Source organism: Legionella nigrisilvae, from assembly GCF_977063395.2.
In genome coordinates this window covers 574,414-597,412 of the sequence record NZ_CDRUGZ020000027.1, presented here as the reverse complement: position 1 = coordinate 597,412, position 22,999 = coordinate 574,414, and the positions used below count along the sequence as shown (strand labels likewise).

The window sequence follows — 22,999 nt, the reverse complement described above, 5'->3', positions numbered from 1 at the left end:
GAGAGCTATCCAGATATTAGCATAGCAATGAGAAGTTTGTTGTCAAAAAGGTTGTTTATTGATAAAAGTGATTTAATTGTTGTCTTTTTGGGGCTGGCAATACCCTAAAGCTCCCAAATGCTTTGAAAATATCTTCCAGTTAGTTAGAGCGCGAGTCGAAAAGATTAAAAACCAAATTTAAATCAACATAATGATTTCATAAATAATGAACGGAGATATCTTTACTATAATATCAAATGAGTTGTAAGTTAAACTAAACTAGCAATGAAATTTGATGCTGCATAAATCTACTCTTCACGCATTTGGAGGTAGTATGGAACACGAAACACAACTATTGGGTGAACAACTCATGGCGGGTTTGAATCCTCCATTTCCTAAAACATCCTCCGAATTCATCACGGTGCTGGCCCATTTTCATCGAGCTGAAATTGCTCGGATGGCAGGATGGCGTGATCGAATTGATCGCACAACCAACTGGGCGATTACTGCTTCAGCTGCAATGCTTTCGCTGTCTCTCTCAACGCCTTCTGCTCATCACGGGGTGCTTTTGTTTGCAATGTTGCTCGTTCTGCTGCTTCTACTTATAGAGTCGAGACGATATCGTTTTTTCGATGTCTACAGAGCTCGTGTCCGTATGATCGAACGCTATTATTTTGCTCCTATATTCCTGTCCACTAAGGCCATCGAAGAGCCGTGGGCACGCACTCTTGGACAAGACTTGCGTGAACCGCGCTTTCTCATGAGTTTCGGCGCGGCCATATCGCGTAGGTTACGCAGAAACTATGTGTGGATGTTACTCATTTTGCTCATGGCATGGATTCTGAAAATATCTTCTCATAAGCTCCAAGTTGTAGGAGGGCGTCAGGAAATAGCAATGTCTTTTCTCGGAGTTGTGGAGAATGCTTCATTGGGTCCTATTCCTGGATGGGCTGTTATTACACTGGTTGTCTTGTTCTTTATATGGGTTGCTTATGCCTGTCTTCATTCACCAGAATATACTGGCGAATTATTATACGGTGATGTGCATGTATGAGGAGAGGGCGTATTTAAGCTCAACGTTGTTTAGAAGGGATTGTCTGTATATTCCGTTCGGTTTTAAACATTTGTTCTTGAAAAGATAAAGATAATGACGCCTTTAATATCGGATAAGCTGTCTTGAACTAGAGTTCAAGACAGTCCCTCGTGCATTGTTCCACTAGTGGATATGTACAGTTTGGTCATTTACTCACTTTATTTATCAAACAATGCTCCTGGATCCATGCATGCAATTCACTGACAAGATAATTTGCTACTTCATCTTCGGGCATGTGATTACTTAGAGTCTCGCAAATAGTTACAAATGACGATTCGTGAATAATTGCATTGAGCATGGTGAGTTCTAAATGTTCTAGCTTGCGGTATCGTACATCAAGCTGACGACGCCAAACCATCACACATTGTGGCGTTTGAAGCTTCTTAGGCTTGGGAAGGGATTTATTACGGCGTAACGCATTAATAAGAGAAAGACTATTCCACTGCATAGTAATAATTTTACAGGATGGATGCAGATAAAATTTCATTTCAGGCCATTGACTTAGTGGTAAAGATTGCAAATCAGCCACGGAGAGTATGTTTGGATCATGCGCTACAATAGCTTGATATTCTGTCCATTCAAATGCAGCAATTTCAGCTAAATAGGGTTTTTCCCTATAAGGCAACGTTTCAGTCAAAAATTGATTAAGATTCGACCCAAAATTATTGAGCGAATAGGAGTATGATGGATATGAATGAGTATAATTTCGACTCATTTGGCTAAATTCTTCGTCACCCATTATCGCTGCCAAGGTACTGTAGTCGCTCATTAATGTTTCTTCAAGCCGGCTGTAAAATCCATTGGCATAGATGGCCACTCTATCTGCAATGGAGCCATGAGGTGGAACATCAAGATGAGGATTAATCAGCGGCTCGGATGTCAGAATAGAATTTTGTAATAATGTATGTAGTTCAGATAGTTTCATGTGCTAAACCCGTTTTTTCGTGCGATAAACAACTTAGCTTAATATTTTTGGCGTATTCTAATTCTTGCCGCCTCTCATTGTAAAATTATTGGTTACGGCCTAAGCTGAACGAGCGCATGGAAACTGAGCCAAATTGAATTTTTTCAAATTCAAAGTCTAGTGAATCATCCGCTTCTGAAGCGCCTAAAGTGTACAGTAAAGGGAAGTAGTGGTCCGGCGAAGGAACACTTAACCGACCGACCTCTGTAAACAGTAATTCTTCAAGCAGAGGTTTATAATTTTTTTGGCTAATACATTGTTTTACTTGTTCATCAAACTCTATTGCCCATGGATAAGGGGGCGCATTGGGATTATCCCAAATGATCATTTTGTCATTATGAACAATATTTCCACTGCCCACAATGAGTACTCCCTCATTACGTAATGATCTGAGGCGATTACCTAATTCAAAATGATACCCAGCTGGTTCTGCCATATTAATACTTAATTGAATAATGGGTATATCGGCATTAGGATACATATGATTAAATACAATCCAAATACCCTGATCAAATCCCCAATGTTCATCCAGTTGGATATGGGGTGTTTGAATTGCTGCTTTGACTTTCTCTGCTAATTCCGGCGCACCTGGCGCAGGATAGTTTACTTTAAATAATTCAGTAGGACCCTTGTGAAAATCGTGTATTGTCCTGGGAAAAGGGGTGTGGGTAATCCATGTGCGTGCAGTAAGCCAATGAGCAGAAATACAAAGAATTGACTCTGGAGGAGGTAGTTTTTTTGCCAACTTCCTAAGCATTTTTGTGAAGGGATTGTCTTCAATCGCATTGACAGGACTTCCATGTCCGATAAACAAAACGGGCATCTTAGTATGCGTCATAATATCTCCATTGGCTGTGAATAAACTATCCCTATTATGATTTTAGAATAAAAATCCATTTGCACAGGGAATGAATGTAGTCAGGTTGCTTGCAACCAGGAATATAACTCTCTATTCTTTCTTGCAAGTAAAATTTAATTATCTTTGGGTGCAAGCAACCGCCTCTTTTCTTGTCCCCGAAGGTTCGTCGCTTAGGATAGATCTGGATCCTGCGGACAAGCGGTGGGGCGTAGGGGTGATTAATTCGCGATGGGTAGAGATTCAGTTTTGGCAAACCCGCCGCCCTTGCCAATTTAGCTTGAGGAAACTACTCATCATGAAAAAAAATAATATTGTTGTTTTGGATGCTAAGCCTTTAATTAGCGATGGTTTATGCCTCGATAGTCTTTATGAGTTTGGGGAGGTTCATCTTTACGATCAAACACCTCCGGAACTCATTCTAGAACGTGCGAGAAAGGCTGAAATTATCCTCACTAATAAAGTAAAACTAACGGAACAGCATTTGGGTAAGCTTCCATACCTTCGTTATATTGGCGAAATGGCCACTGGTGTTGACAATATTGATCTCAGGGCGGCCGTAAAACATAATATTCTTGTGACGAATGTCCCTGATTACAGTACCGACAGTGTGGCACAGCATGTGCTTGCTTTATTACTTGCTAAAACTAACCGTGTTGAAGCTCACAATCAATCTATCCAAAAGGGTGAGTGGCAAACCCAGCCTTATTTTGCCTATTGGTTAAATCCCATAACAGAATTAACGGGAATGACTTTAGGATTAATGGGTTTTGGAAGAGTAGCCAAGAAAGTTGCCCTAGTGGCCAATGCTTTGGGAATGAACATTATTGCTCACAAGCCGACACCTTTTTACGATAAACGAGTAAGGTGGGTGAGTTTTGCAGATCTTCTAAAACAAAGCGACGTATTAAGTTTGCATTGTCCCCTGACGGAGTCAACACAAAATATTATAAACAGTAATACTTTGAAACAAATGAAGCCGACAGCAGTGCTCATTAATACTGGGCGCGGTGGTTTGATAAATGAAACAGCCCTGGCAAATGCGTTAAAATCAAAGCAAATAAATGCTGCTTACCTTGACGTTCTAAGTCAAGAACCTCCAAGTATTGATAATCCTTTAATTGGTTTATCTAATTGCATTATCACGCCTCATATTGCTTGGGCTTCTGTAGCAGCACGTAAACGTTTGCTAAATACAGTATGTGAAAATATTGCTTCTTTTGTTAATGAACAACCTATTAATGTAGTACGTATTTGATCGAAAAGATCCACCCCAGTTGTCCCATTTACTTTTGCAATCTTTAATAATTGTTTCATTGGTGAAGTCGATCAAGATGGGTTGCAGCGAAAGACAAGCTGGGCTGTTGCCCAGCAGGAAGTGTTATATTACTGATGAAATGATTTTGTTTGAGATGGCTCGTGTTCGTCTTTTCTTTGTACCTCAGGCTTATTGAACAAAAATCCAGGTTTAAATCCAAAAATGCCACTTGAATTACCTTGTCTTGGAGTCTCAACTGAGGCAGGACGTTGTTGACTTTGGAAAAACCCAGGTCTCAACCCCATAAAACTGGTCGTATTATTTTGTCTTCCAGCTTCCATTGGACCAGCTTGTTGTTGACTTTGGAAGAGGTCAGGTCTGACTCCAGAGGTTTGAGTAAGAAGCCCAATCAATCTTATTGTTAGTAACATTTCCTCCATACTGGAAATATTGAATGGGAGATTTAGAGAGTCTTGCTCTGGTTGTTCCGTTGGTTTAGGTATTTCAGAGGATGAAAACCCACATTCGGTTAATTCACTTACATCTTTTTTGGATAAATGGCTTGTCTTCTCTTGTTTTGCATGTTGGACAAGACTATTTTTTTCTTCCTTAGTTAATTTACGTTCGTTTAAAAATTCTTTTTCAAGTTGGGAATCTTTAAATCCAGTATAAAAAATTCCAAACGCTTTTAAGAGTGTATTGACTTCTTCCTCAGTAACAAATTGATCATTAGCATGTCCAGCTGATTTCTGAGCAATCAGTAATTGTTCGAAAAAATGCTTTAGTAATTCAGGTGTTACCTCTTGATCAAAACTATAATGAAAATGGGGTGTATGGGTTTCTTCTACAACTACATGATGCCGTTTTATGTGTTCAGCATCCTCTCCCCGAACCATGTTTTGTAGATGTTCCAATGAAGCATGCTCAGACAATAAATGATTAAACCGTTCCCTCACCTGTGCAGCTAGATGTTTGTTGGCTGGATCAGCAGTTTCAAAATTGACATTAATCACATCGTTTATCACGACTAAATAAATAAAAACATCTTCTTTAGATTTTAGATCTATTCTAAATCCCACAGTCATCCCCTTGTATGAATTGTTATGAATCAAAAATTTGTCGCATTTTATTTAACAAACCTTAAGCGAATATTAAGAAGTTGGGGATATTTACTAATAATGGATACATCTAGAAAGCAAAAAGAGACTTTTGAGGTTTGCTTTTTTGTTTGAATATTGCAAGTTTCTTGGTAATTTTATATTCTTCGCAGCAAAAGTAGTTTACTAGATTCGTCAAGGATGCGCCGCATGGTACAAAGAATAATTACCACTTTGGTTTTAGTCTTAGTTTTTCCTAATTTAAGCTGGTGTATAGAAAAGAAAGGATTAATAAATATTCCTGGATTATATTTAGGTTTGTCAGGGATTAAGGATAATTCCTCCTATAATTTTCGACGCGCTGAATCGAGCACTTCCTCACTTTATCTGGATTTTGATCGCTTTGACTGGTATGGCTCAGGTTATGGGGGGGAGATTTTTTTTGGATATGGTAAACGGGTTATAAAAAATTTTTCCCTCGCTATAGAAGGTTTTTATGACGCCAGTTCCAATGAGGGAAATATCAAATTCATTGACTCAAATACACTTTACACGCGAAACCTTCACGGAACCTTTCGCCAAAGATGGCAATACGGTATTGTCGCACGACCCGGATTTAATATTAATGAATACGCCCAATTATATGGACGGGTGGGATATCTCATCAGCAACATACAACTGAGTGGCGGAATTACCCAAACTGGAGTTTTGGGCGGGTTTTCTGGGAAATTTTCCTCAGATAAGAATTGTCAAGGGTTACAATTGGGACTGGGAGTGGAAATGCCGTTGAACTCAAGACTGAATGCCCGTATCGAATGGGTATGGAATAGCCTGCAAAATTTTACCAACCAATCACTAATTAAAGACTCAAATTTAAATACCTACACCACCTTTAGAAGGGCATCTAATATTACATTAGAACAAATTAAAGTAGGTTTAAGCTGGTAACTTTAATTGAGTTTTAAAGGTTAGATAAATGTCGGAGACTATTTAATCGCACACTTGTCACTGGAACGCTCTCATATTTGAACTATTTAGAATTTAATCCTCCGGTTTATTGTTCAGAAAATATTTGGCAATAACCAATATTTATCATTTTCTTTTCTATTTCCGACTCTGAAAATTTGGCTATACTTTATAAGATATGGAATAATATTGTACAGATCTTTCTTAATATTGGTCCGCTAATATCAAACCGTTGCTTGTAATTTTAAGGCAATGGCAAATTAATGAATAGAAAAGCGTCCTAATATTATGAAATAGGGAGATTATCATGGATATTGATTTAGGAAGCGCAGATGCCGCGGTTGGAATTTCCTTTAATGTAATTACTGATTTTCTTCGTGAGCTAACGCGTATTGGGCGATTACCGGACCATTTGGAATTTGACCGCGACATTGGAGGACAATCCTCTCATATCACTGTTCTTTTCGATCCTTTTGAGTTTGTAATGATAACCCAGGGGGCTGACACACCACGAAGTATATTGCATATTTTGGGAACCATTGAGATACGACCAGCATCAGACCCCAATGCCACTCCATTGACTGTGCCTCTTGATGCAGCGGCAAAATTAACCATTATCTTGGTTGACGCTGATCCAGTTGCCGAGATAGGCTTTCGTTATGATGGAATTGACGGCACGCCTTCACCCGCTGAAATAGCAAGTGACATCGACAACTTCATGAATAGCTCAGAAGTCCAGGATATATTAGCGAATACACGGTTGCCAATTGCTGATAGCCTCGTAGAAGGGCTGAATAACACACGATTTATTGATCCAGGTAGAAAGCCCGACCCTTCTGAATGGAATATTGAGATTACTTTGACACCGGCTGACTCTGATAGTGTCGATGCCTTTGTGGTATCTGCCAGTCCACCAGAAGCTTCCGCAACATTAACAATAACAAAAAGTTTTGTCGCTCCACGTACTGGACTTGCTATCGCATATAACAGGAATTTCTTGAACCTGGTTTTAGATAGAGGGGCGGCAGCTAAAATAGGCCAGGAAGTCGATGGGGCTAAGATAACATCCTTGTCCATGTCAATGGCTGATAATGGAATTCAAATAACGGGACATGTGATTCGAGCAATTGATACGCCAGTTATAGATGTAGCTCCCGATGTTGATATTGATTTTAATGGGGTGGCTATTCCAGTGCTAATCCGTGGTACCACAGGCATGACAATGGATACCTCTGGCATTGACGTAGATGTTGATGATAGCGATGAGATCTTTTATGGAGCACTGAAATGGGTCATAACAGTTGGTGCGTCAGCACTTCTCTTCACTGGGGTAGGGAGTTTCACTGCCCTAGGTATTCTTTTGTTGCTCACACTGGTTCAGAAAGTTTGGAACGGTGGTGTGGAATTGGATAATGCTCCTAATATCTTACGAGAGAGCCTCGGTTCCGGTCTAGGGGCCCAACTGAGTTTACTTGCTGCATCTTTAGACGATTCAACTCCAGCCGGTGAGCTCTCTGTTGATGGTACTCCAGATTCAGCCTTAGTAGTGAATGGCAACATGGTTTTGTTTGCTCAGGTAATTATCACTTCAATGATGGCACGGATGCGTTCAGCTGAATATTCTCACAAATTAAGACGTTTTGTAATTTTTGAACTTGACGACCGGCGAAAATTTCGGGCGCAAGAATTGGCGAGGCTGATGCAGAATGGCAAAATTTATGTTTCGAGTTTTCATCAGGTCGATGGAAAATATGTGCGCTCGAATCACGATGATTCGTCAGCTAATAATTTGCTAAAAGTATTTAAGGCCAATGAGACGAGAGAAGTTGTGGTAAGAAATCAATAAGCCTGTTCTCAATAGAGTTATTTCAAACTTATAGAGAATACCCTCTGTCTTCTTTACCTTCTAAAGCTTGATTTGCCTCTATTGCCTTTTGTACTTGTTGAAAAGAATGAATTATAGCAGGTAATTTTTGCATCGCCGCCTCAAAACCTGAACCACACTTTTCCTTTTGCATTTGGTTCACTAAATCCATTTAAAATAGTGATTAATTAAAATATAGTATGATTTTTGAGAAGATTGGTTCAGGTTTATGCTATTGGTAGGTGTAGAAGGCCACTACTTATTTAATAACAGACCTCACCTCTGTTCGCAGTTATTTAGGCTCAATGTATTTGCTTTAGAGGTTGCGAGAGGCTTAATGAGTTTCGGTAAATTTTTGGTCATTCCAAAGTTATTTTGTATAATTAACAACTCATATAGTATTGGGGGTAGAGAAAGTGCGTAAAGTAGTTCATGTCCTAATATCAGGTGGGGGTATATCGGGCTTAACCTTGGCTAATTTATTAGTTCGTATTGGTAAAGATGTAAAATTTCACGTTACCCTATTCGACTCACGACCCAATTTGGATAACACCCAAGACATTGGTGGCGGTATTGGTCTTTGGCCTCCTAGTCAGTTGGTGTTGAACTATATACCAAACTATCAACAATTCATTCAAAAATTTGGTTTCCCCATGCCTTTTCCAAGCTATCGAGATTCAGAAGGAAGGATTTTGGCTAGAGCAAACGATGATTTTGGAAACCGATTTCCTGTTCAATGTTTAAATCGCGATGATTTAATCAATATGCTATTGGAAGGTTTAAAAAATAGAGACGATGTTGAAATCATTACATCACAGAAAATCAATGGATATAAAAGAGATAAAGATGAGGTGGTAGTTACTCTTGATGGGGGTAAATCATATAAAGGAGATTTACTAATCGCCTGTGATGGCATCCATTCAAAAATCCGAAATTGTCTGATGTCTGAATTAAAATTACCCCCTGTCCATGAAACAGATCTGGGCTATACTTATTTTCGTGCAAATGTGAAGCTCCCAATGGATTCCCAACATAAATGGTGGTCCTCATCATTCGAAACATGGGGAACTTACCAATCCAAAAAGTACGGCAAGCATGAAGTTCGGTTTGGTTATGTGCCACTAAAATCTCCCAACGTCTTTTGGTTTATCGCTGTTAAAACCCAAGAAGATCACAAGTATCTATCGCCAATTAAGGGGGTTCGGTTAGTAGACGAGAATACTAAGAGATTTTTGCAAGATTTGGTTAGTGAATGGAGGCCTGTGCGCACGGACTCTGGTGATGTCGCAGTGGATTACCAGGAATTAATCAATTCGACCACTGAAATAATTAGAACTGATATAGCTAAAATTGAAGGAGTGGAACAGTTTCCCTGGACATCACGCGATAATCGGATCGTGCTTATGGGAGATTCAGCTCATGCTACCGCACCAAATATAGCCCAGGGGGCAGGCTTATGTATCGAAGATGCAGCGTGCTTGGCATCTAAATTGGATCGAGTTGATTATTTACAGGGCATCACAGAATACGAACAAGAACGAAAACCACGGGCTAAAACAGTTCAGAGTATCGCTGATTTGGTAGCTTCCACCGGCCAAGTTCAAAATTCATTTCTGAAAATGTTAAGAAACGGCGCTATGCGTACCGGTAGTCACTTTTTTCCTTCATTGCAACGGGGGATATTTGAATATTTAGTATCTTACAGCCTTGGTGGATCAACGAAGTCACCATACTGGCAGGTTCCTTCATTATCGATAACTGATAATGAGTCCTCTTCTATCTTTGGAAGAGCTTTTCCACAGACTCATTTACTTGACAATCAGATAAAAGATTTTAAAACGTCTCTCATTGGCGGTAGTGGGGTAGGGGTAGTCACTGTAGAAAAGCCGACCTCTTTAGCAAAAATAATAGGCTATGTTGCAGGTTTTCCTAGGGACATGTGTCAGCAACCATTTTACGCTGAAGTAATTAATTTATCTAAAGATGTGCAACGTTGGAACAGGGTATTTGGCTATAAAACGCCCCAGCAGAAAACATATTCAACCACACATTCACTCTACAGTGGCTTTAATCGACAAATGCATTTAAGCGAAGGCATAGGAGGAGGGCTAGATAAAGCGTTTCGGTTTATTTATAAAATACAGCTACAACCCGATAATTCGTTAAAATATGAATCTCAAGGTATAACATTTTTTGATTCATTTAAAATACCTTTACCTACTTTTCTATTACCCAAATCAGAGTGGATCGAAAAGCCAACAGAAAAAGGATGGAAGTTTGATGGCAAAGTTTCTTTTCCTATGATTGGCACTTTATTGCATTACTATGGTCATTTCCAAGTGAACAGAATGGATGTTGGGAAGAATAAACGAGTAATTATAGCCGGTGGCTCTGGAATGATCGGAAAAGAAGCCTGTTTGGAGTTTATCAAAAAAGGATATGATGTATATTGTTTAAGTCGCTCTTCAGATACCCAAATAAATATTGAAGGGGTCAAAGTCAGACAAATTGATGAGGATTGGTCAGAGCTAATTGATAAAAACACAATCATATTAAATTTGAGTGGCGAAAATCCAGGCGCAAAAAAATGGACCTCTACTGTCAAATCAAATATAGCAGAATCACGCTTTCGGGTCATTGATACCATAATTCGCAATATTGATAAAGCTCGCGAAAAACCGCTAAAGTATCTGCAAGCGTCTGCTGTGGGGTTTTATGGAAATGCGGGCGATACCCTTTTAACTGAAGAAAGTGAATCAGTCCCAGGTAGTGATCCTGGAACTAAATTCAGAGTGGATGTCTGTAAGGAAATTGAAAATAGAGCAAATAAAGCAAATTGCTCTGTAGTTAATTTAAGACTTGGACATGTGTTATCGAATGAGGGTGGTCTTTTGCCCTATTATAGATACTCAGGATTCTTTGGTGCAGGGAGATTTGGTTCTGGTGATCAATTTGTTCCTTATGTGCATGTTAAAGACGTTGCCAAAGCCATTGAGTTTATTGCTAACAATGACAAAATCCGAGATGGAGCAATAAACATAACTGCTCCGCAAGCTTGTACTAATTCTGAGATTTTGAAGGAGTTACGATGGGTTAAATCCGGACTCGGGATACCACTGCCAGGAGCAGTTTTAAAATTACTCATTGGCGAATCCTCAGCTATATTAACTGACTCGGAACGTGTATCTCCGAAAAGATTACTCGAGAATGGCTTTGAATTTGATTACAAAACCATAAATGAATCCTTACATGGGTTGCAATAGTAGGATGCTTCCTAGTTTTCCTTTTATAGCGAATGTTAGGTTAATTGTAAGTATTGGCAATCCAATGAGCAGCAGATTTCCTATTATCTTCTATACTAATTTAAAGAGTGTTCCTGCATGTGGTTATGGGCCTAGTGATGGTAGATAGTATGATGCTTTCTAATGCGCCGAAAATAGTAAAACATCAATCTTCAATTCAGTTCTCTTTTCACTTTCTGAAAGTTCATATTTTTAATGATAAAGCCTGGGTACAATTAGCCGCCCCTCCCCTGAATATTTTAAATAATGAGATGCAAATTGAAATAACTAGCGTATTTCATCAATTAAAAATGAGGAAGGATATTTCAGTCATTTCTTTATCGGCACAGGGAAATAATTTTTGTAGTGGGATCAATATTAAAGAAATTTTTCAAGGGTTAGAATTTGGTAAAGGTTTAAAATTTTGTCTCGATTTTGCACGAATGCTCGATGCTATTGCTGCGGTAAATAAACCTATTTTAGGTTTTATTAAAGGTTATGCCTTCGGTGCAGGTGCTACACTTGCCGCACTCTGTGACTATTCTATTGCGGCTCCAAATGCAAAATTTAGTTATCCAGAAAGAAAAATTGGTCTCAAACCTTCTGTTAGTTTGCCCTATTTAATTCCTAGAATGGGGAATCTGGCAATTTTTCCCTTTTTATCAGGAAAAATATGGAATGCACAAGAAGCTCAAAAATTCAAACTTATCGATGAAATATGCGGCGATAAAAATAAATTGATTGTAAAAAAGAAATCTCTTCTCAAACAATTTAGCAATTCTCCTATGCGCTTAAATCGTAGCTTTATTCCCCAAAAAAACAATATAACTCTCGATATGGATTTTTCCTTAAAAAATTATTTTGAAACTATAAAAAGAATTTATCCTAATAGAACCGAGGAGGGAAGAGAAATGCTCATTCAATATACGGCACAAGATCTATTTAATGATCTCTCTAAACCTCTAGCGCTAGAGTTATTTAGTCGTTATTTTAAGCATTAAACTAAACCGCTCTACTAAACCTAATTTGTAAATAGGTTTGCTGCAGGGATTTTATAGATTAAATGGTTTCTGATTCAATCTTTTTACTACATGCAAGAGCCCAATCAGACTCACCTTTTTTATTAATCTTAAGTTGACGAAATAAGGCATTTATGATTAAGTTTAAAACTTCAGGATTACAAAGGATTGTTTCTATGAGATTTATTGTCTTATTGGCGTCATTCTTGTTCACCCTATCAATACATGCAGAGGAAACTGCATCGTCGCCTGAATATCTAATAAAAATAATGAATCATTGTTATGAAGATGAAAATAAGCTTGGTACTGAATTAGCGGAATGTATTTTAAAGAAAATGAGAGGTGTAAATAACCCTAATGGATATCATGTATTGATGAAAGATGAAAATTTTAGCAAAACCGTTGCAAGCGAGTTTACTTTGCTCATCTACGATAAATATGGAAATATCCTTATATGCAAAGGGATAGCAAAAGAAAAAATAGTGTTTAAACAGTGTGACACTAAAAAAATTATTAATTTTGATCCCCAAAAAATGCCAATAGATTTGGATTTTTGAGAATTATTATAAGGAAACCACTTTAGAAAAACTGGTCCGGAATCTCTACTTCAAAATATTATGCATTCTGGTTAAAAATTTTAATTTTTCATGCTTACTTTTTGAAGCATTTTATATTGGCGCAAATTTCCAGATTCTAATCATTAGAAGAACCTGGAAATACCAATTTGCAAAATCCTCTGACTTAAAAGATCCTCAGGACATAAAAAACTGCCTTTATAAATTCGTCAATGTTTATATGACAGATTAAATACCGGTTCACCAGAAGGCTTTTTTCTTGTCTTTTATGCTTTTGACAAAAAAGGCGCTACTCCAGGAAAATTTCAAACTATTACAAACTAGTCAAAAGAATAACTATAACTGGCATTATTTTCAAAATACAGATCGTCGACGTGAGCTACATGACAGATATAAGCTACATGTCAGCGTTGATCCTAAGGTATTTCCGGAGGTTGAAGATCAAGTTCATACTATACTAAATAGAGCGATAAAAAAAGGTTCGATTATCACCTATAAAACCTATGATGTAATGAGGAATCATAAAGAAGATTTGAGTCCAGAGGCACTTCGACAACAAAATAACCCCTTTGTTATCTATCTCAATGACGAACAAGCCACTAATCCTCAGTATTTATCTGAAATCACCCAAGTATGCAAAGAAATCGAGAATGTCTTATACCACTCCAAAGCTGGTGAACATAGGGCAACAAGTGATTTACCACTAACTCCTCATATTATCTTTCGTCAAGCCATTTTAGATGGCGATGTGAATCCCGTTAAAGGTAAAGTTCCCTATAAACCAGCACAGGGTAACGATGCTGAAACCCTTAAAGAACAAGGGAAGGGATCTATTACCTATCAATTACTAACAGAAAATTTACACGACTTTAGACCCATGGAGGAATTGGTTTCTTCTTACAAACCTCCGGAGAAATCCACGGATCAAACTGAGGAGCCGCCTAATCCAGGTAAACCTTGGGTTCCACTGGATGCATTCCCCACACAAGAAAAACCTGAGGCACTGATGTCAGAACCCCATAAATCTTGGGTTCCACGTGATGGTTTCCCTAAACAAAAACCTGCTTTCCCAACTGATAAACTTGAAGAGGTAAGGCTTGAACCAGAGAAACCTTGGGTTCCTCTTGATGCGTTCAATGAAGAAGTAACTGAAAGGCCTAGTCAGGGATCTAAAGCACGGCTTTTGGAACTAAAAAACTCAAGACCTGGAAGACAGCCGAGTGTAGCTTCGGAACCACAAAGTTCCGATGAGTTATCAAATTCACCACACTTATCAAAGCAAACCTTACAGGCAATAAAAAAAGTGACTACCCAAGAAGATCCTTTGGAACAAATTAAGGAAAAACCGAGTATTTCTTTCCACTTTAAGCATGAGTAGCAGGTCGTTTTATATTCATTTGAATTTCGTTTTCTGCATTCATTGAGCTTTCGCTGAAACCTTAAACTGCAGGGGTTTTTGATGCAGATTGTAGAATATTCTCAACTCCCAAATACATTCTGTAAAGGTAGCGAAGGGGCTTTTGTCTTCTGAGACATAACATGGAAATTTGGGCATTAGCTAATATAATTATATAAGGATACGCTAAATAATGCGCATAAAATGAAACATAAAAAAAAGGCTTATAAAAGTAAGAGTGCAGGCTTATTCACAAAGCAACAGGAATCTAATGAGATAGAAAAGTCTACCTCTGAGATTTCAATTGTTAAAAGAAAAGAGGAAAAAAAACATCCACATCGTTCTTATATATACAAAGAAGCCCTAGATTCTAACTATAGTGAAATAGAAGCTTTTAATGGCTTATGTTATCGCATGCTACTCGGAGAACATGCTGCAAAAGTGAGGGGAGTTCATGATGATTCAAATGTTACCATTGCTGCCGTCTCAAAACTTATTCCTGACTATTTATCATTTTACAGCTATTATAAACAGAATAACAAGGTAGGAATAAGTACCGAAGATTTTATTAAATTCAAGTTTCCACAAATTTTAGTTGCAGCTTATTGCGAAGAAGAAAACGATTTAAACGCAGAAAACTTTGGGTTTGGAGGTAATAAGGAAGGTGAGATAATTTCGGTTAAAATAGATCATGGTGAAAGTACATATCCTGTTTTATCCCAGCAAATGGATATTCCTGCTAAAAGTCAATTTATTATTACTGCACATGATATAATTAACTTCCCAAGATTAAAAGACGCAGGCCCCGCAAGCTTTGTCCATGAATATCCACCAAAATTATTAGATGTTGATGAATTAGTTCATAATGAACATTTTATCTCACAAAAATACTATACTTTTCTGAAACGCATTCTTATTGATGACCTTAATTATATCGAAATAGCAAACGCAACTGTTAGTTCAGAGGCACTGAGAGAACAACTTGTTGCAGATAAAATTGAAAGAACTGTCTTATTAAAAACTACACTACTCGCTATCCCTGAATTTAGGCAATACATTAATCAAAATCCTTTAGTCATAGATCAAATTATTAAAGAATTTATAGAATTTAATGATGAAATTAGAAAACCAGATGATATGCTTTTGAGAATCGATATACAAAAAGTAAACTCTAATTTTTTAGATATTGTCAAAATTTGTAAAGAAATGGACCAACCTAATTTGACTCGAGAATTGAGCGAAGAAGAATTAATTGCCTTACAAAATCTTCCCGACGTATTAGACGAAATGGAATTAGAAATTGACAACTTCGAAAGAACTCTTATAGCGAGTGAAGTAATAAGTGACTTGCCTTTATCTAAAGAGATTGAAAAGCCTACAACCCCAACTGCATTAAATGTACCTCAGATAGAAGAAACTAGAATAACTTCCTCGTTATCTCCAACTAATACTCTTCCGGATCAATTAAAAGTTAGGGGTAATATTATTAAAATTCCTACTAGTGAGAGAGAGGAAAACATTTTCGCTGTAAACGCAGTATTAAATAATGATGATTTAATGAAAGGACGAGATGGTACTATTCCTACTATTATTCAAGACATACGCGCTATTATTGAGGGTATGGATTATTCAGATGATCAAAAAATTGCCGCCGCTATTATACAAATCAAGGATAAAATAAATAAATCAGAAGAAAGGAATCATAGTAAGAATACTTTGCAAATTATTGATGCATTTAGTCAACCGAGCCATATAAATTTCAGGGTAATTCGAGACTCTTTGTCTAAAAATGAATCTATGGAAAAGATAATGGCTCCTGTTAAAATGGAGCGTCTGGACTAGTTATGTCTTGATTTAGCTCCTCACCACCAGAAACTTCCAATATCAAGCACAATTTCTCTAGGTAGTTTCCATGACCATTACAGAAGGATCAATTACATTTAATATTTTGAGCAGCATCATAAAGGAATAATTCCTTTTTTATTAGTGCTCCAAGAAAACTATGCTTTCTTTAGGCTAGGGTAAATCGATTGCAACTTATTGATTATACTCGGTTCTCATGGTGGCCAGAGGCAGAATCGAACTGCCGACACGAGGATTTTCAGTCACCTACCTCATCAATAAGTTATTGTTTTTATTATAATTTATATCGCAGTGATCCACTACAAATGTCCTACGATGTATAACAGTGTCGTACTCAAATACGCAAATTCCCCACAGAGGATTTCAATCATAAAGTATAAGGGTAAATTTGACACAACTCCAAAAAGCCATATTTTTATTGAATATATTTTGATCGTCTCCTACTACTAAAAAGAAAAAATTAGCCCTCGTGAATATTGATTAAAAATTAATTACAATAACAATAAAAAAATGAACATGGGATAAATAAAATTAATATAAAAAATCAATCTATTTCAACAGAAGCAGAGGCATTACAAGATATAATTTCTTGGGCTAGGGATAAACCGCTATGGCAACAAGATGCCTTACGTCGATTGTGTCAGAATGGGGTATTGAATGAAGCAGATTATGGGGAACTAATGGAAATCTGTAAAAATAAACAATCAGCAGTTCCCATAGCCAGTGAACACGCCCCTACACCAGATGCAGCGTCCTCTCATGTATACCTGCGTGGGATTAAGAATGTTGAAAACGTTAATGCACTAGCTACCAACCAGGTTGTAAGTTTTGAAAAAGGGAACGGTCTCACTGTAATTTATGGCGATAATGGTTCTGGTAAATCCGGTTATGCCAGAATCTTAAAGAGCGCTTGTCGTGCCAGATTACATCAAGAACTCAAAATCCTGCCTAATATTTATGAACCTAGTGCAGGAATTCCCAAGGCCAAGCTTGATTTTGCTGTGAATGACCAAAATCACAGTACAAATTGGGTATTCAAAACTGCCAGTGATCCTAACCTTTCAGCAATAAGTGTTTTTGATTCCTCGACCGCGAATATTCATGTTGATAATGAAAATGAGGTCGCCTATAACCCTTATCCAATGGAACTTTTAAAGCAACTCTCTGATGCTGCAAAGGAAATAAAGGGCAGACTAAATCTTGAAATCCAAACATTGGAAAATCAGACTCCACACTCTCTGAAAATCCCTAAATATCACCAAGACACATCGGTTTTTGAAATCATCAGTAAGTTATCATTAAAAACCGATGTTGGTAAAATCCAAGCATTAGCAACTTTAAGTGAAAAAGAGGTTAAGGAATTTGAAATTTTAAAATCCGACCTTGCAAATGATCCAGAAGTTACAAGTCGTAAAGTAAAAAGCATCAAATCGAAATTAGAACAGACCACTGCGGCAATAAAAGTCCTGTGTTCCGCTACAACAGATCAAGAACTCAAGCAGGTGCAAGGATTATACGAGGATTTTGTGGCAAAGCAAGTCGCAGCAAATACTGCTGCTCAAAATTTGTTTCAGGGTGAGAAGTTACCTCAGATTGGTTCCGAAAGCTGGCGTGCATTATGGGAAGCTGCCCGAAAGTATTCAGAGAATACAGCGTATCCTGACCAGGCTTACCCATATACCAAAGATGGTGCCCATTGTGTATTATGCCACCAGGTACTCTCTGCTGAAGCCGCAAAACGTTTACACAGTTTTGAGCATTTCGTGCAAGATGAAACAAAGCAGCAAGAAGAGATAGCTAAAAGTGCGCTTCAAGCTGCCATTAATACGTTGGTACAGAAATCAATATCATTAAAAACTTTGAGGGAATTGCAGGAAATATTGATTGAACTTGGTAAGGTTGCTTTGAGTAATGAGCTAAGACAAATTACTGTGCAAGCAAAATGGGGGCTCCGTACATTTCTAAGAAATATTAGCAGTAATATTAATACAATACCACTGCCGGTAGAATATCCCGAGGAACGGGTTGCTGCGGTTCAGGTTGAATTGACTAAGCGCGTTGCTACGCTTACAGCAGAAAAAACATCAGAAGCACGTAAGCAAGCCGAGAAAAAGCTGTTGGAATTAGAAGATAGGAAATGGTTGGATATCGTAAAAGATGATGTAATTGCGCAGATATCTCGTCTAAAAACAATAAGTGAGTTACGTAAATTAGTAAATGAAAATAAAACCACCTCCATAACAGCTAAGAGCTCCGAATTAGCAAAATACTTGGTCACAGACGCTTTGCGAGCACAGTTTTCAAAAGAAGTAGCTAAGTTAGAATTGGGTAAACTTGCTATTGAGTTAAAACATAGTGTTTCACGCCAAGGCGCACCACTTTTTAAAGTAGCACTCGAACGCAAACCAGATGCTAAGGTTAGCAATGTACTTAGCGAAGGCGAATTCCGATGTATCGCATTAGCCACATTTCTTGCAGAGCAGGCCACTACTGAAAGTAAATCAACCGTAGTTTTTGACGATCCGGTATGTTCGCTTGACCATATGCACCGCGAACAGGTTGCAAAACGCCTGGCAGAAGAAGGTAAAAATCGACAAGTAGTGATTTTTACCCATGACTTGGCTTTTATGTTCCTTTTGGAAGAAGCCTGTGGACAGGAAGGGGCCTCAATAGCTTATCGCTGGATCAATAGAAACGATGAATATACAGGGTTCTGTGAAAATAATGCACCTCCTAAAGCTCAAAAGATACTAGATGTATTAGATGGCCTACAAAAACATCTGGACAATGTTAAACAATTCTATACAAAAGGAAAATTGAATGATTGGCGGCGCCAAGTTTATCATTTTCAACAGGAACTGCGTCCATTATGGGAGAGAGCAGTTGAAGATGCAGTTTCGCCAGTTGTACGCCGCTTTCAAAACAAGGTCGATACTAAAGGACTATCCAAATTGACTACATTAACAATCGAAGATTGCCAGATTATGCGAGAAGCTTATGGGCGTTGCTCAAAACTTCTACATAGTGAAAGTGAACATTTAAACCGCCCCTTGCCAAAACCAGAAATAATACAAAAAGAGATAGAGGCAATGAAAAATTGGATTCAATTAATCAAAGACAGGCAGGCAAAAATTAAAGATATTTAATTTATAGTGCTTGCAATGGTGCCATTTGAATGATTTAAAATAAGTATGGTGGAGTGGGATTGAAGAAACCCCTCCCATTATTTTTAATTTTCATGAAATATTATTCAAAGACCATGAAAACCATGCCAATTCTAAGTTATAGGTTTTCTCCAAAATGCTCAAGCTCATTGTCTAAAATTCTCTACAGATGGTGTCATTTGTAACCTATAATTATTACCCAAAACTTTTTGAACCGCATATAGATAAAGATAATACCAAACAAAAGCTATTAAATAGTTACTTAATTGATTTATGATAATCGTTCACTAATAAAAAATTTAAACAATAATTTTTATTAATTATGCGGAGCTTTTCAAGTAGTATCATCTTATAACCTGTGATAAAAACTAAAGGGAGTAGGATCCAAATGTCACAAAACTTCCCATGCCCTCCTGATTTTTTATTGGAATTTAATGAACAGCTAGTAGATATAAAAGAATGTTATCGTTTAGGCTTTGAATGGTATAAATATGTTGCTCAATTATGTTTATTTACTTCTCATTTTGATGTAAAAAATTTTCCTGACTTAAATGTGAATCAATATGCAATAATTGTAGGATTATTATGTAGAATTACGAGATTAATGTTAAACAATATGACTTTATCTTGTGAAGGTAGAAATGGTGAGACTACTTCTATAATTGATAGATGTATCAATGAAAGCGCTATAAAATTAATGTGGTTATGCAAAAATCCAATTAAAGAAAACTTTGATATTTATATTGCTGATGGTCTCAAAAACGACTTAAAATTAAAAAAAGATTTAAATCAAATTTTAAATCACAGAAAAACTCCTGCAACTACAACAGAAGTAAGAATGCTCGATTCGATAGAGCGATATATACACCAAAGTGATTTCACCGAGGTTGAAATAGAGCAAACCAAAAAAATGCCTGATGTAGCAAGTATTCTTAAAAAATTAAACTTTCATAATATTATCTATAGAACTTTAATGACCATGGGAGCACATAGTGTACATGGAACGTGGACAAGCCTAGTTAAAGATTTTGTGCAAATAGATGCTGAAAAAGTTTTACCAAAAGATGCCACTACGCCCACACATATAAATCAATATATCTCTGTTTCAGTAATGGTATTAGAAGGCTTAAAAGCCTTTTATAGTCTACCTTTTTATAAAACTAAAGATCTTTGTCAAGAAATTATTTTATTAATCGAGGATTATATAAATGAGATCGTTAAGATATTGCATCATTATAATTCATTAACTTGAAAGGTTAATTACCTTAATAAATTAATTAATTAATGGGTAAGTCATAATGTTTATATTTTTATACTTAAGACATCCGTAGGATGGGAGAACAATCTTCCCTCACAAATCACTTCTGCATCATGTTTTTCATATAGCCGATTTAAATTAGGCTTTAACGTATCCAGTAAAATCAAAACCGCACCAGATTCTGCAGCTACTTTCTTAGCCTCGTCTATAATTTGCTTCCCAAAACTAAGACCACGATAATCCTTTTCCACATACACATACATTAACTCACGTGATTTGGGTAATTTGTCTGAAGCTTGAGACAAATCCTCATGATACGAATGGTCTAGCAATGCAAACATAGCGACAGGAACACCAGCTAAAGTACCTATATAAGTATTATTGCTTAATGATCCCAACACATCCATACGAAATTCAACTCCTTTATTACGAATATATCCCCATTCACCTTCAGCCCATTTTGCAGCAGTAGGCAGATGTTGCATGCACTCACTTAGCTTAGTAAAAGTAAGTTTGTGTTTTATTAAGGCTGAACTAAAAAGTAACATGCAAATATCTCCAAAAGTTAATAAACCAGAGACGGTTGTGAATCATTTATTTGCCGTTGGCTGTACTCACATACAGCCAACGAGATTAGACCAATTATGGCTCCCAATATATAGTACCAAGCGGGAGCGATAAAATTTCCAGTTTTATTTACTAGCCACATCATGATTAGAGGGGTAGTCCCACCAAACAACGAAATACCTATATTAAAAGCAATACCAAAAGCACTGTACCTATATTGATGAGGGAACAGAGAAACCATATATGCATTTAATGGGGCATATGTAATCGCAATTAGTATGGACATTAATACCATACCGAAAGTAATTAATACCCAATCACCTGTGGATAATAAGAGGAATATTGGAATACTTAGGAGTAAGAGTGATAACATTCCAAATTGAATAATTCTTAGAAACCCTATTCTATCTGCCAAAATTGCTATAAATGGTTCGAGCGATGCATCTACCATCAAAGATAAAGTGATGATAAGTGTTGCTAGACTTAATGAAATATTAAAATAATGATGCAGATAAGTAGCTGTAAAAACGTAAGTCCCGAATGTCATAATTCCTACTAGCCAGGCAATGCCTATAACTCCAATAATTGCATAGGATTTTTCTTTTATCGCTTTGAGAAAAGGTGAGTGTTTCTTTTCATGAGAGGTTATTTTTTGGTATTCAGGTGTTTCTGATACGTGAGTACGTAAATAAAAAATGAGTATTCCTGCTATTAATGCAAGAGCAAATGCGATGCGCCAACCCCAAGAGGGCATAAAGGATGCTGTAAAAAAAGATGCGGCTAGTCCGGCTAAAATTGATCCAAAACTGTAAGCTGAACTTGTCAGGCTTCCATAAAATGCCTTTTTTTCAGGTTTTGCATGTTCGACCAAAAAGATAGCTGAGCCAGTAAATTCACTGCTGGCTACAAAACCTTGTATGATTCGTAAGAATGTAATTAGGATCGAAGCCGAAATACCAATTAATTGGTAACCAGGAACAATACTGATCAGCGCAGTAGGAATTGCCATAGCTAAAATGCTAAGTGTTAATGCTCGTTTTCGTCCAAATTTATCCCCAATGGAACCAAAAAATATTGAGCCTAGAGGTGCTAATAAATATCCTACAGCGAACACACCAAATGTGTTGAGAAGAGAAGCCATTTGGTTATCGGCAGGGAAGTAAGTTGCAGCAATGATGGGTGCAAAATAGCCAAAAATCGCAAAATCATACCATTGGAGTGTAGTGCCTGAAACACCAGCTAATAACGCTTTTTTTGATGCAGAATTGTTCAATTATTGCTCCCTATACCAATTAAACTATTTATTCCAGATTGAGAGAGCTTGAATATTTTCCAGTCAGCTAAAGAATTTGCTCCAATTTTTTTATAAAAATTTTGAGCATTCTTGTTTTCTTGTGATACCCACCATTCAATACGAGAGCAATTATTAGCAGCAGCTTCGCATGCTACATAGTTTAATAGGGCCTTTCCAATTCCCTGCCGTCTAAAACCTGGTGAGACGTATAAATTCTCAATATAAATACCTTTAGCGTCATTGAAACAAACATTATTCTGAGTGAAATTAAACATGACTAGGCCACAAACTTTTTCGTTAGCCAACGCTACTCCAACAAAATGATGAGGTTTAGAGCAAAACAACAATTCCCCAAGTTTTTTTTCAGTGATTTTAATCTTGTCTAATATCCCTTCATATTTTGCTAATTCCATAATTTTTAAATAAATTTGGCTCAAATGTTGGAGTTTTGCTTGAATTATTGGCATCATAGAGCATCTTAATTGCGATTGTAAATAATATAGTC

At 37.1% G+C, this 22,999-nt stretch carries 18 protein-coding genes and 1 tRNA gene; 11 read left to right on the top strand and 8 right to left on the bottom strand.

Going from position 1 to position 22,999, the window contains the following annotated elements; all coding sequences use genetic code 11:
• Positions 1 to 274 precede the first annotated feature (274 nt).
• A complete protein-coding gene (locus ACWTE2_RS19930; RefSeq protein WP_454784041.1) occupies positions 275 to 1,033 on the top strand; it encodes a DUF2270 domain-containing protein in 759 nt (252 codons plus the stop codon).
• Positions 1,034 to 1,217: 184 nt separating this feature from the next.
• Here ACWTE2_RS19930 and ACWTE2_RS19925 read toward each other — a convergent pair whose 3' ends face one another.
• Together ACWTE2_RS19925 and ygiD are read right to left on the bottom strand one after the other, a co-directional pair.
• Positions 1,218 to 1,997: an HvfC/BufC family peptide modification chaperone gene (locus tag ACWTE2_RS19925; protein ID WP_454784040.1), complete on the bottom strand. Its 780-nt coding sequence runs from the start codon at positions 1,995 to 1,997 to the stop codon at positions 1,218 to 1,220.
• Between the two features lie 85 nt (positions 1,998 to 2,082).
• On the bottom strand, positions 2,083 to 2,874 hold the full coding sequence (ygiD, locus tag ACWTE2_RS19920; protein ID WP_454784039.1) for a 4,5-DOPA-extradiol-dioxygenase: 792 nt from the start codon (positions 2,872 to 2,874) through the stop codon (positions 2,083 to 2,085).
• 316 nt (positions 2,875 to 3,190) lie between these two features.
• On the opposite strand from ygiD, the gene ACWTE2_RS19915 reads away from it, so the two are divergent.
• Positions 3,191 to 4,150 carry a D-2-hydroxyacid dehydrogenase gene (locus tag ACWTE2_RS19915; RefSeq protein ID WP_454784038.1) on the top strand — a complete coding sequence of 320 codons (960 nt, stop codon included), beginning with the start codon at positions 3,191 to 3,193 and terminating at the stop codon, positions 4,148 to 4,150.
• 128 nt (positions 4,151 to 4,278) lie between these two features.
• On the opposite strand, the gene ACWTE2_RS19910 is transcribed toward ACWTE2_RS19915, so the two are convergent.
• A complete protein-coding gene (locus ACWTE2_RS19910; protein ID WP_454784037.1) occupies positions 4,279 to 5,229 on the bottom strand; it encodes a hypothetical protein in 951 nt (316 codons plus the stop codon).
• Between the two features lie 228 nt (positions 5,230 to 5,457).
• On the opposite strand from ACWTE2_RS19910, the gene ACWTE2_RS19905 reads away from it, so the two are divergent.
• Both ACWTE2_RS19905 and ACWTE2_RS19900 read left to right on the top strand, forming a co-directional pair.
• Complete coding sequence (locus ACWTE2_RS19905; RefSeq protein ID WP_454784036.1) at positions 5,458 to 6,195, top strand: outer membrane protein; 738 nt, start codon at positions 5,458 to 5,460, stop codon at positions 6,193 to 6,195.
• A 325-nt stretch (positions 6,196 to 6,520) separates the two neighbouring features.
• Positions 6,521 to 8,059, top strand: a complete 1,539-nt coding sequence (locus ACWTE2_RS19900; RefSeq protein ID WP_454784035.1) for a hypothetical protein — start codon at positions 6,521 to 6,523, stop codon at positions 8,057 to 8,059.
• A 28-nt stretch (positions 8,060 to 8,087) separates the two neighbouring features.
• Here ACWTE2_RS19900 and ACWTE2_RS19895 read toward each other — a convergent pair whose 3' ends face one another.
• On the bottom strand, positions 8,088 to 8,231 hold the full coding sequence (locus ACWTE2_RS19895) for a hypothetical protein (RefSeq protein WP_454784034.1): 144 nt from the start codon (positions 8,229 to 8,231) through the stop codon (positions 8,088 to 8,090).
• Positions 8,232 to 8,493: 262 nt separating this feature from the next.
• On the opposite strand from ACWTE2_RS19895, the gene ACWTE2_RS19890 reads away from it, so the two are divergent.
• The 5 genes from ACWTE2_RS19890 (at position 8,494) to ACWTE2_RS19870 (ending at position 16,190) form a co-directional block, all read left to right on the top strand.
• Entirely contained in the window at positions 8,494 to 11,340 is a 2,847-nt protein-coding gene (locus tag ACWTE2_RS19890) for a TIGR01777 family oxidoreductase (RefSeq protein ID WP_454784033.1), read from the top strand.
• 149 nt (positions 11,341 to 11,489) lie between these two features.
• Complete coding sequence (locus tag ACWTE2_RS19885) at positions 11,490 to 12,359, top strand: enoyl-CoA hydratase/isomerase family protein (protein WP_454784032.1); 870 nt, start codon at positions 11,490 to 11,492, stop codon at positions 12,357 to 12,359.
• A gap of 152 nt (positions 12,360 to 12,511) precedes the next feature.
• Positions 12,512 to 12,934 (top strand): hypothetical protein, encoded by a 423-nt coding sequence (locus ACWTE2_RS19880; protein WP_454784031.1) that lies wholly within the window; start codon positions 12,512 to 12,514, stop codon positions 12,932 to 12,934.
• A 277-nt stretch (positions 12,935 to 13,211) separates the two neighbouring features.
• Positions 13,212 to 14,330: a hypothetical protein gene (locus ACWTE2_RS19875; RefSeq protein WP_454784030.1), complete on the top strand. Its 1,119-nt coding sequence runs from the start codon at positions 13,212 to 13,214 to the stop codon at positions 14,328 to 14,330.
• 222 nt (positions 14,331 to 14,552) lie between these two features.
• Positions 14,553 to 16,190 carry a hypothetical protein gene (locus ACWTE2_RS19870; protein WP_454784029.1) on the top strand — a complete coding sequence of 546 codons (1,638 nt, stop codon included), beginning with the start codon at positions 14,553 to 14,555 and terminating at the stop codon, positions 16,188 to 16,190.
• 218 nt (positions 16,191 to 16,408) lie between these two features.
• Here ACWTE2_RS19870 and ACWTE2_RS19865 read toward each other — a convergent pair.
• Positions 16,409 to 16,477, bottom strand: a tRNA-Phe gene (locus ACWTE2_RS19865).
• 387 nt (positions 16,478 to 16,864) lie between these two features.
• Between ACWTE2_RS19865 and ACWTE2_RS19860 the strand changes: the two genes are divergently transcribed.
• The gene (locus ACWTE2_RS19860) at positions 16,865 to 19,357 is read left to right on the top strand and encodes an AAA family ATPase (protein ID WP_454784028.1); all 2,493 of its coding nucleotides are present in this window, start codon (positions 16,865 to 16,867) and stop codon (positions 19,355 to 19,357) included.
• Positions 19,358 to 19,763: 406 nt separating this feature from the next.
• Positions 19,764 to 20,627: a DUF5677 domain-containing protein gene (locus ACWTE2_RS19855; protein ID WP_454784027.1), complete on the top strand. Its 864-nt coding sequence runs from the start codon at positions 19,764 to 19,766 to the stop codon at positions 20,625 to 20,627.
• A 50-nt stretch (positions 20,628 to 20,677) separates the two neighbouring features.
• Here ACWTE2_RS19855 and ACWTE2_RS19850 read toward each other — a convergent pair whose 3' ends face one another.
• The 3 genes from ACWTE2_RS19850 to ACWTE2_RS19840 are packed head-to-tail and all read right to left on the bottom strand — an operon-like array spanning position 20,678 to position 22,964.
• Positions 20,678 to 21,181 carry a GNAT family N-acetyltransferase gene (locus ACWTE2_RS19850; RefSeq protein WP_454784026.1) on the bottom strand — a complete coding sequence of 168 codons (504 nt, stop codon included), beginning with the start codon at positions 21,179 to 21,181 and terminating at the stop codon, positions 20,678 to 20,680.
• A 17-nt stretch (positions 21,182 to 21,198) separates the two neighbouring features.
• Entirely contained in the window at positions 21,199 to 22,473 is a 1,275-nt protein-coding gene (locus tag ACWTE2_RS19845) for an MFS transporter (protein WP_454784025.1), read from the bottom strand.
• The gene (locus ACWTE2_RS19840; RefSeq protein WP_454784024.1) at positions 22,470 to 22,964 is read right to left on the bottom strand and encodes a GNAT family N-acetyltransferase; all 495 of its coding nucleotides are present in this window, start codon (positions 22,962 to 22,964) and stop codon (positions 22,470 to 22,472) included. The genes ACWTE2_RS19845 and ACWTE2_RS19840 overlap by 4 nt, the downstream gene beginning before the upstream one ends.
• Positions 22,965 to 22,999: the final 35 nt, after the last annotated feature.

What these genes read in the sequence shown, in the direction of transcription:
- ACWTE2_RS19930 (WP_454784041.1), top strand. Translation starts at nt 275, where the DNA reads ATGCTGCATAAATCTACTCTTCACGCATTTGGAGGTAGTATGGAACAC.
- ACWTE2_RS19925 (WP_454784040.1), bottom strand. Translation starts at nt 1,997, where the DNA reads ATGAAACTATCTGAACTACATACATTATTACAAAATTCTATTCTGACA.
- ygiD (WP_454784039.1), bottom strand. Translation starts at nt 2,874, where the DNA reads ATGACGCATACTAAGATGCCCGTTTTGTTTATCGGACATGGAAGTCCT.
- ACWTE2_RS19915 (WP_454784038.1), top strand. Translation starts at nt 3,191, where the DNA reads ATGAAAAAAAATAATATTGTTGTTTTGGATGCTAAGCCTTTAATTAGC.
- ACWTE2_RS19905 (WP_454784036.1), top strand. Translation starts at nt 5,458, where the DNA reads ATGGTACAAAGAATAATTACCACTTTGGTTTTAGTCTTAGTTTTTCCT.
- ACWTE2_RS19900 (WP_454784035.1), top strand. Translation starts at nt 6,521, where the DNA reads ATGGATATTGATTTAGGAAGCGCAGATGCCGCGGTTGGAATTTCCTTT.
- ACWTE2_RS19895 (WP_454784034.1), bottom strand. Translation starts at nt 8,231, where the DNA reads ATGCAAAAGGAAAAGTGTGGTTCAGGTTTTGAGGCGGCGATGCAAAAA.
- ACWTE2_RS19885 (WP_454784032.1), top strand. Translation starts at nt 11,490, where the DNA reads ATGATGCTTTCTAATGCGCCGAAAATAGTAAAACATCAATCTTCAATT.
- ACWTE2_RS19880 (WP_454784031.1), top strand. Translation starts at nt 12,512, where the DNA reads ATGATTAAGTTTAAAACTTCAGGATTACAAAGGATTGTTTCTATGAGA.
- ACWTE2_RS19870 (WP_454784029.1), top strand. Translation starts at nt 14,553, where the DNA reads ATGAAACATAAAAAAAAGGCTTATAAAAGTAAGAGTGCAGGCTTATTC.
- ACWTE2_RS19855 (WP_454784027.1), top strand. Translation starts at nt 19,764, where the DNA reads ATGTCACAAAACTTCCCATGCCCTCCTGATTTTTTATTGGAATTTAAT.
- ACWTE2_RS19850 (WP_454784026.1), bottom strand. Translation starts at nt 21,181, where the DNA reads ATGTTACTTTTTAGTTCAGCCTTAATAAAACACAAACTTACTTTTACT.
- ACWTE2_RS19840 (WP_454784024.1), bottom strand. Translation starts at nt 22,964, where the DNA reads ATGATGCCAATAATTCAAGCAAAACTCCAACATTTGAGCCAAATTTAT.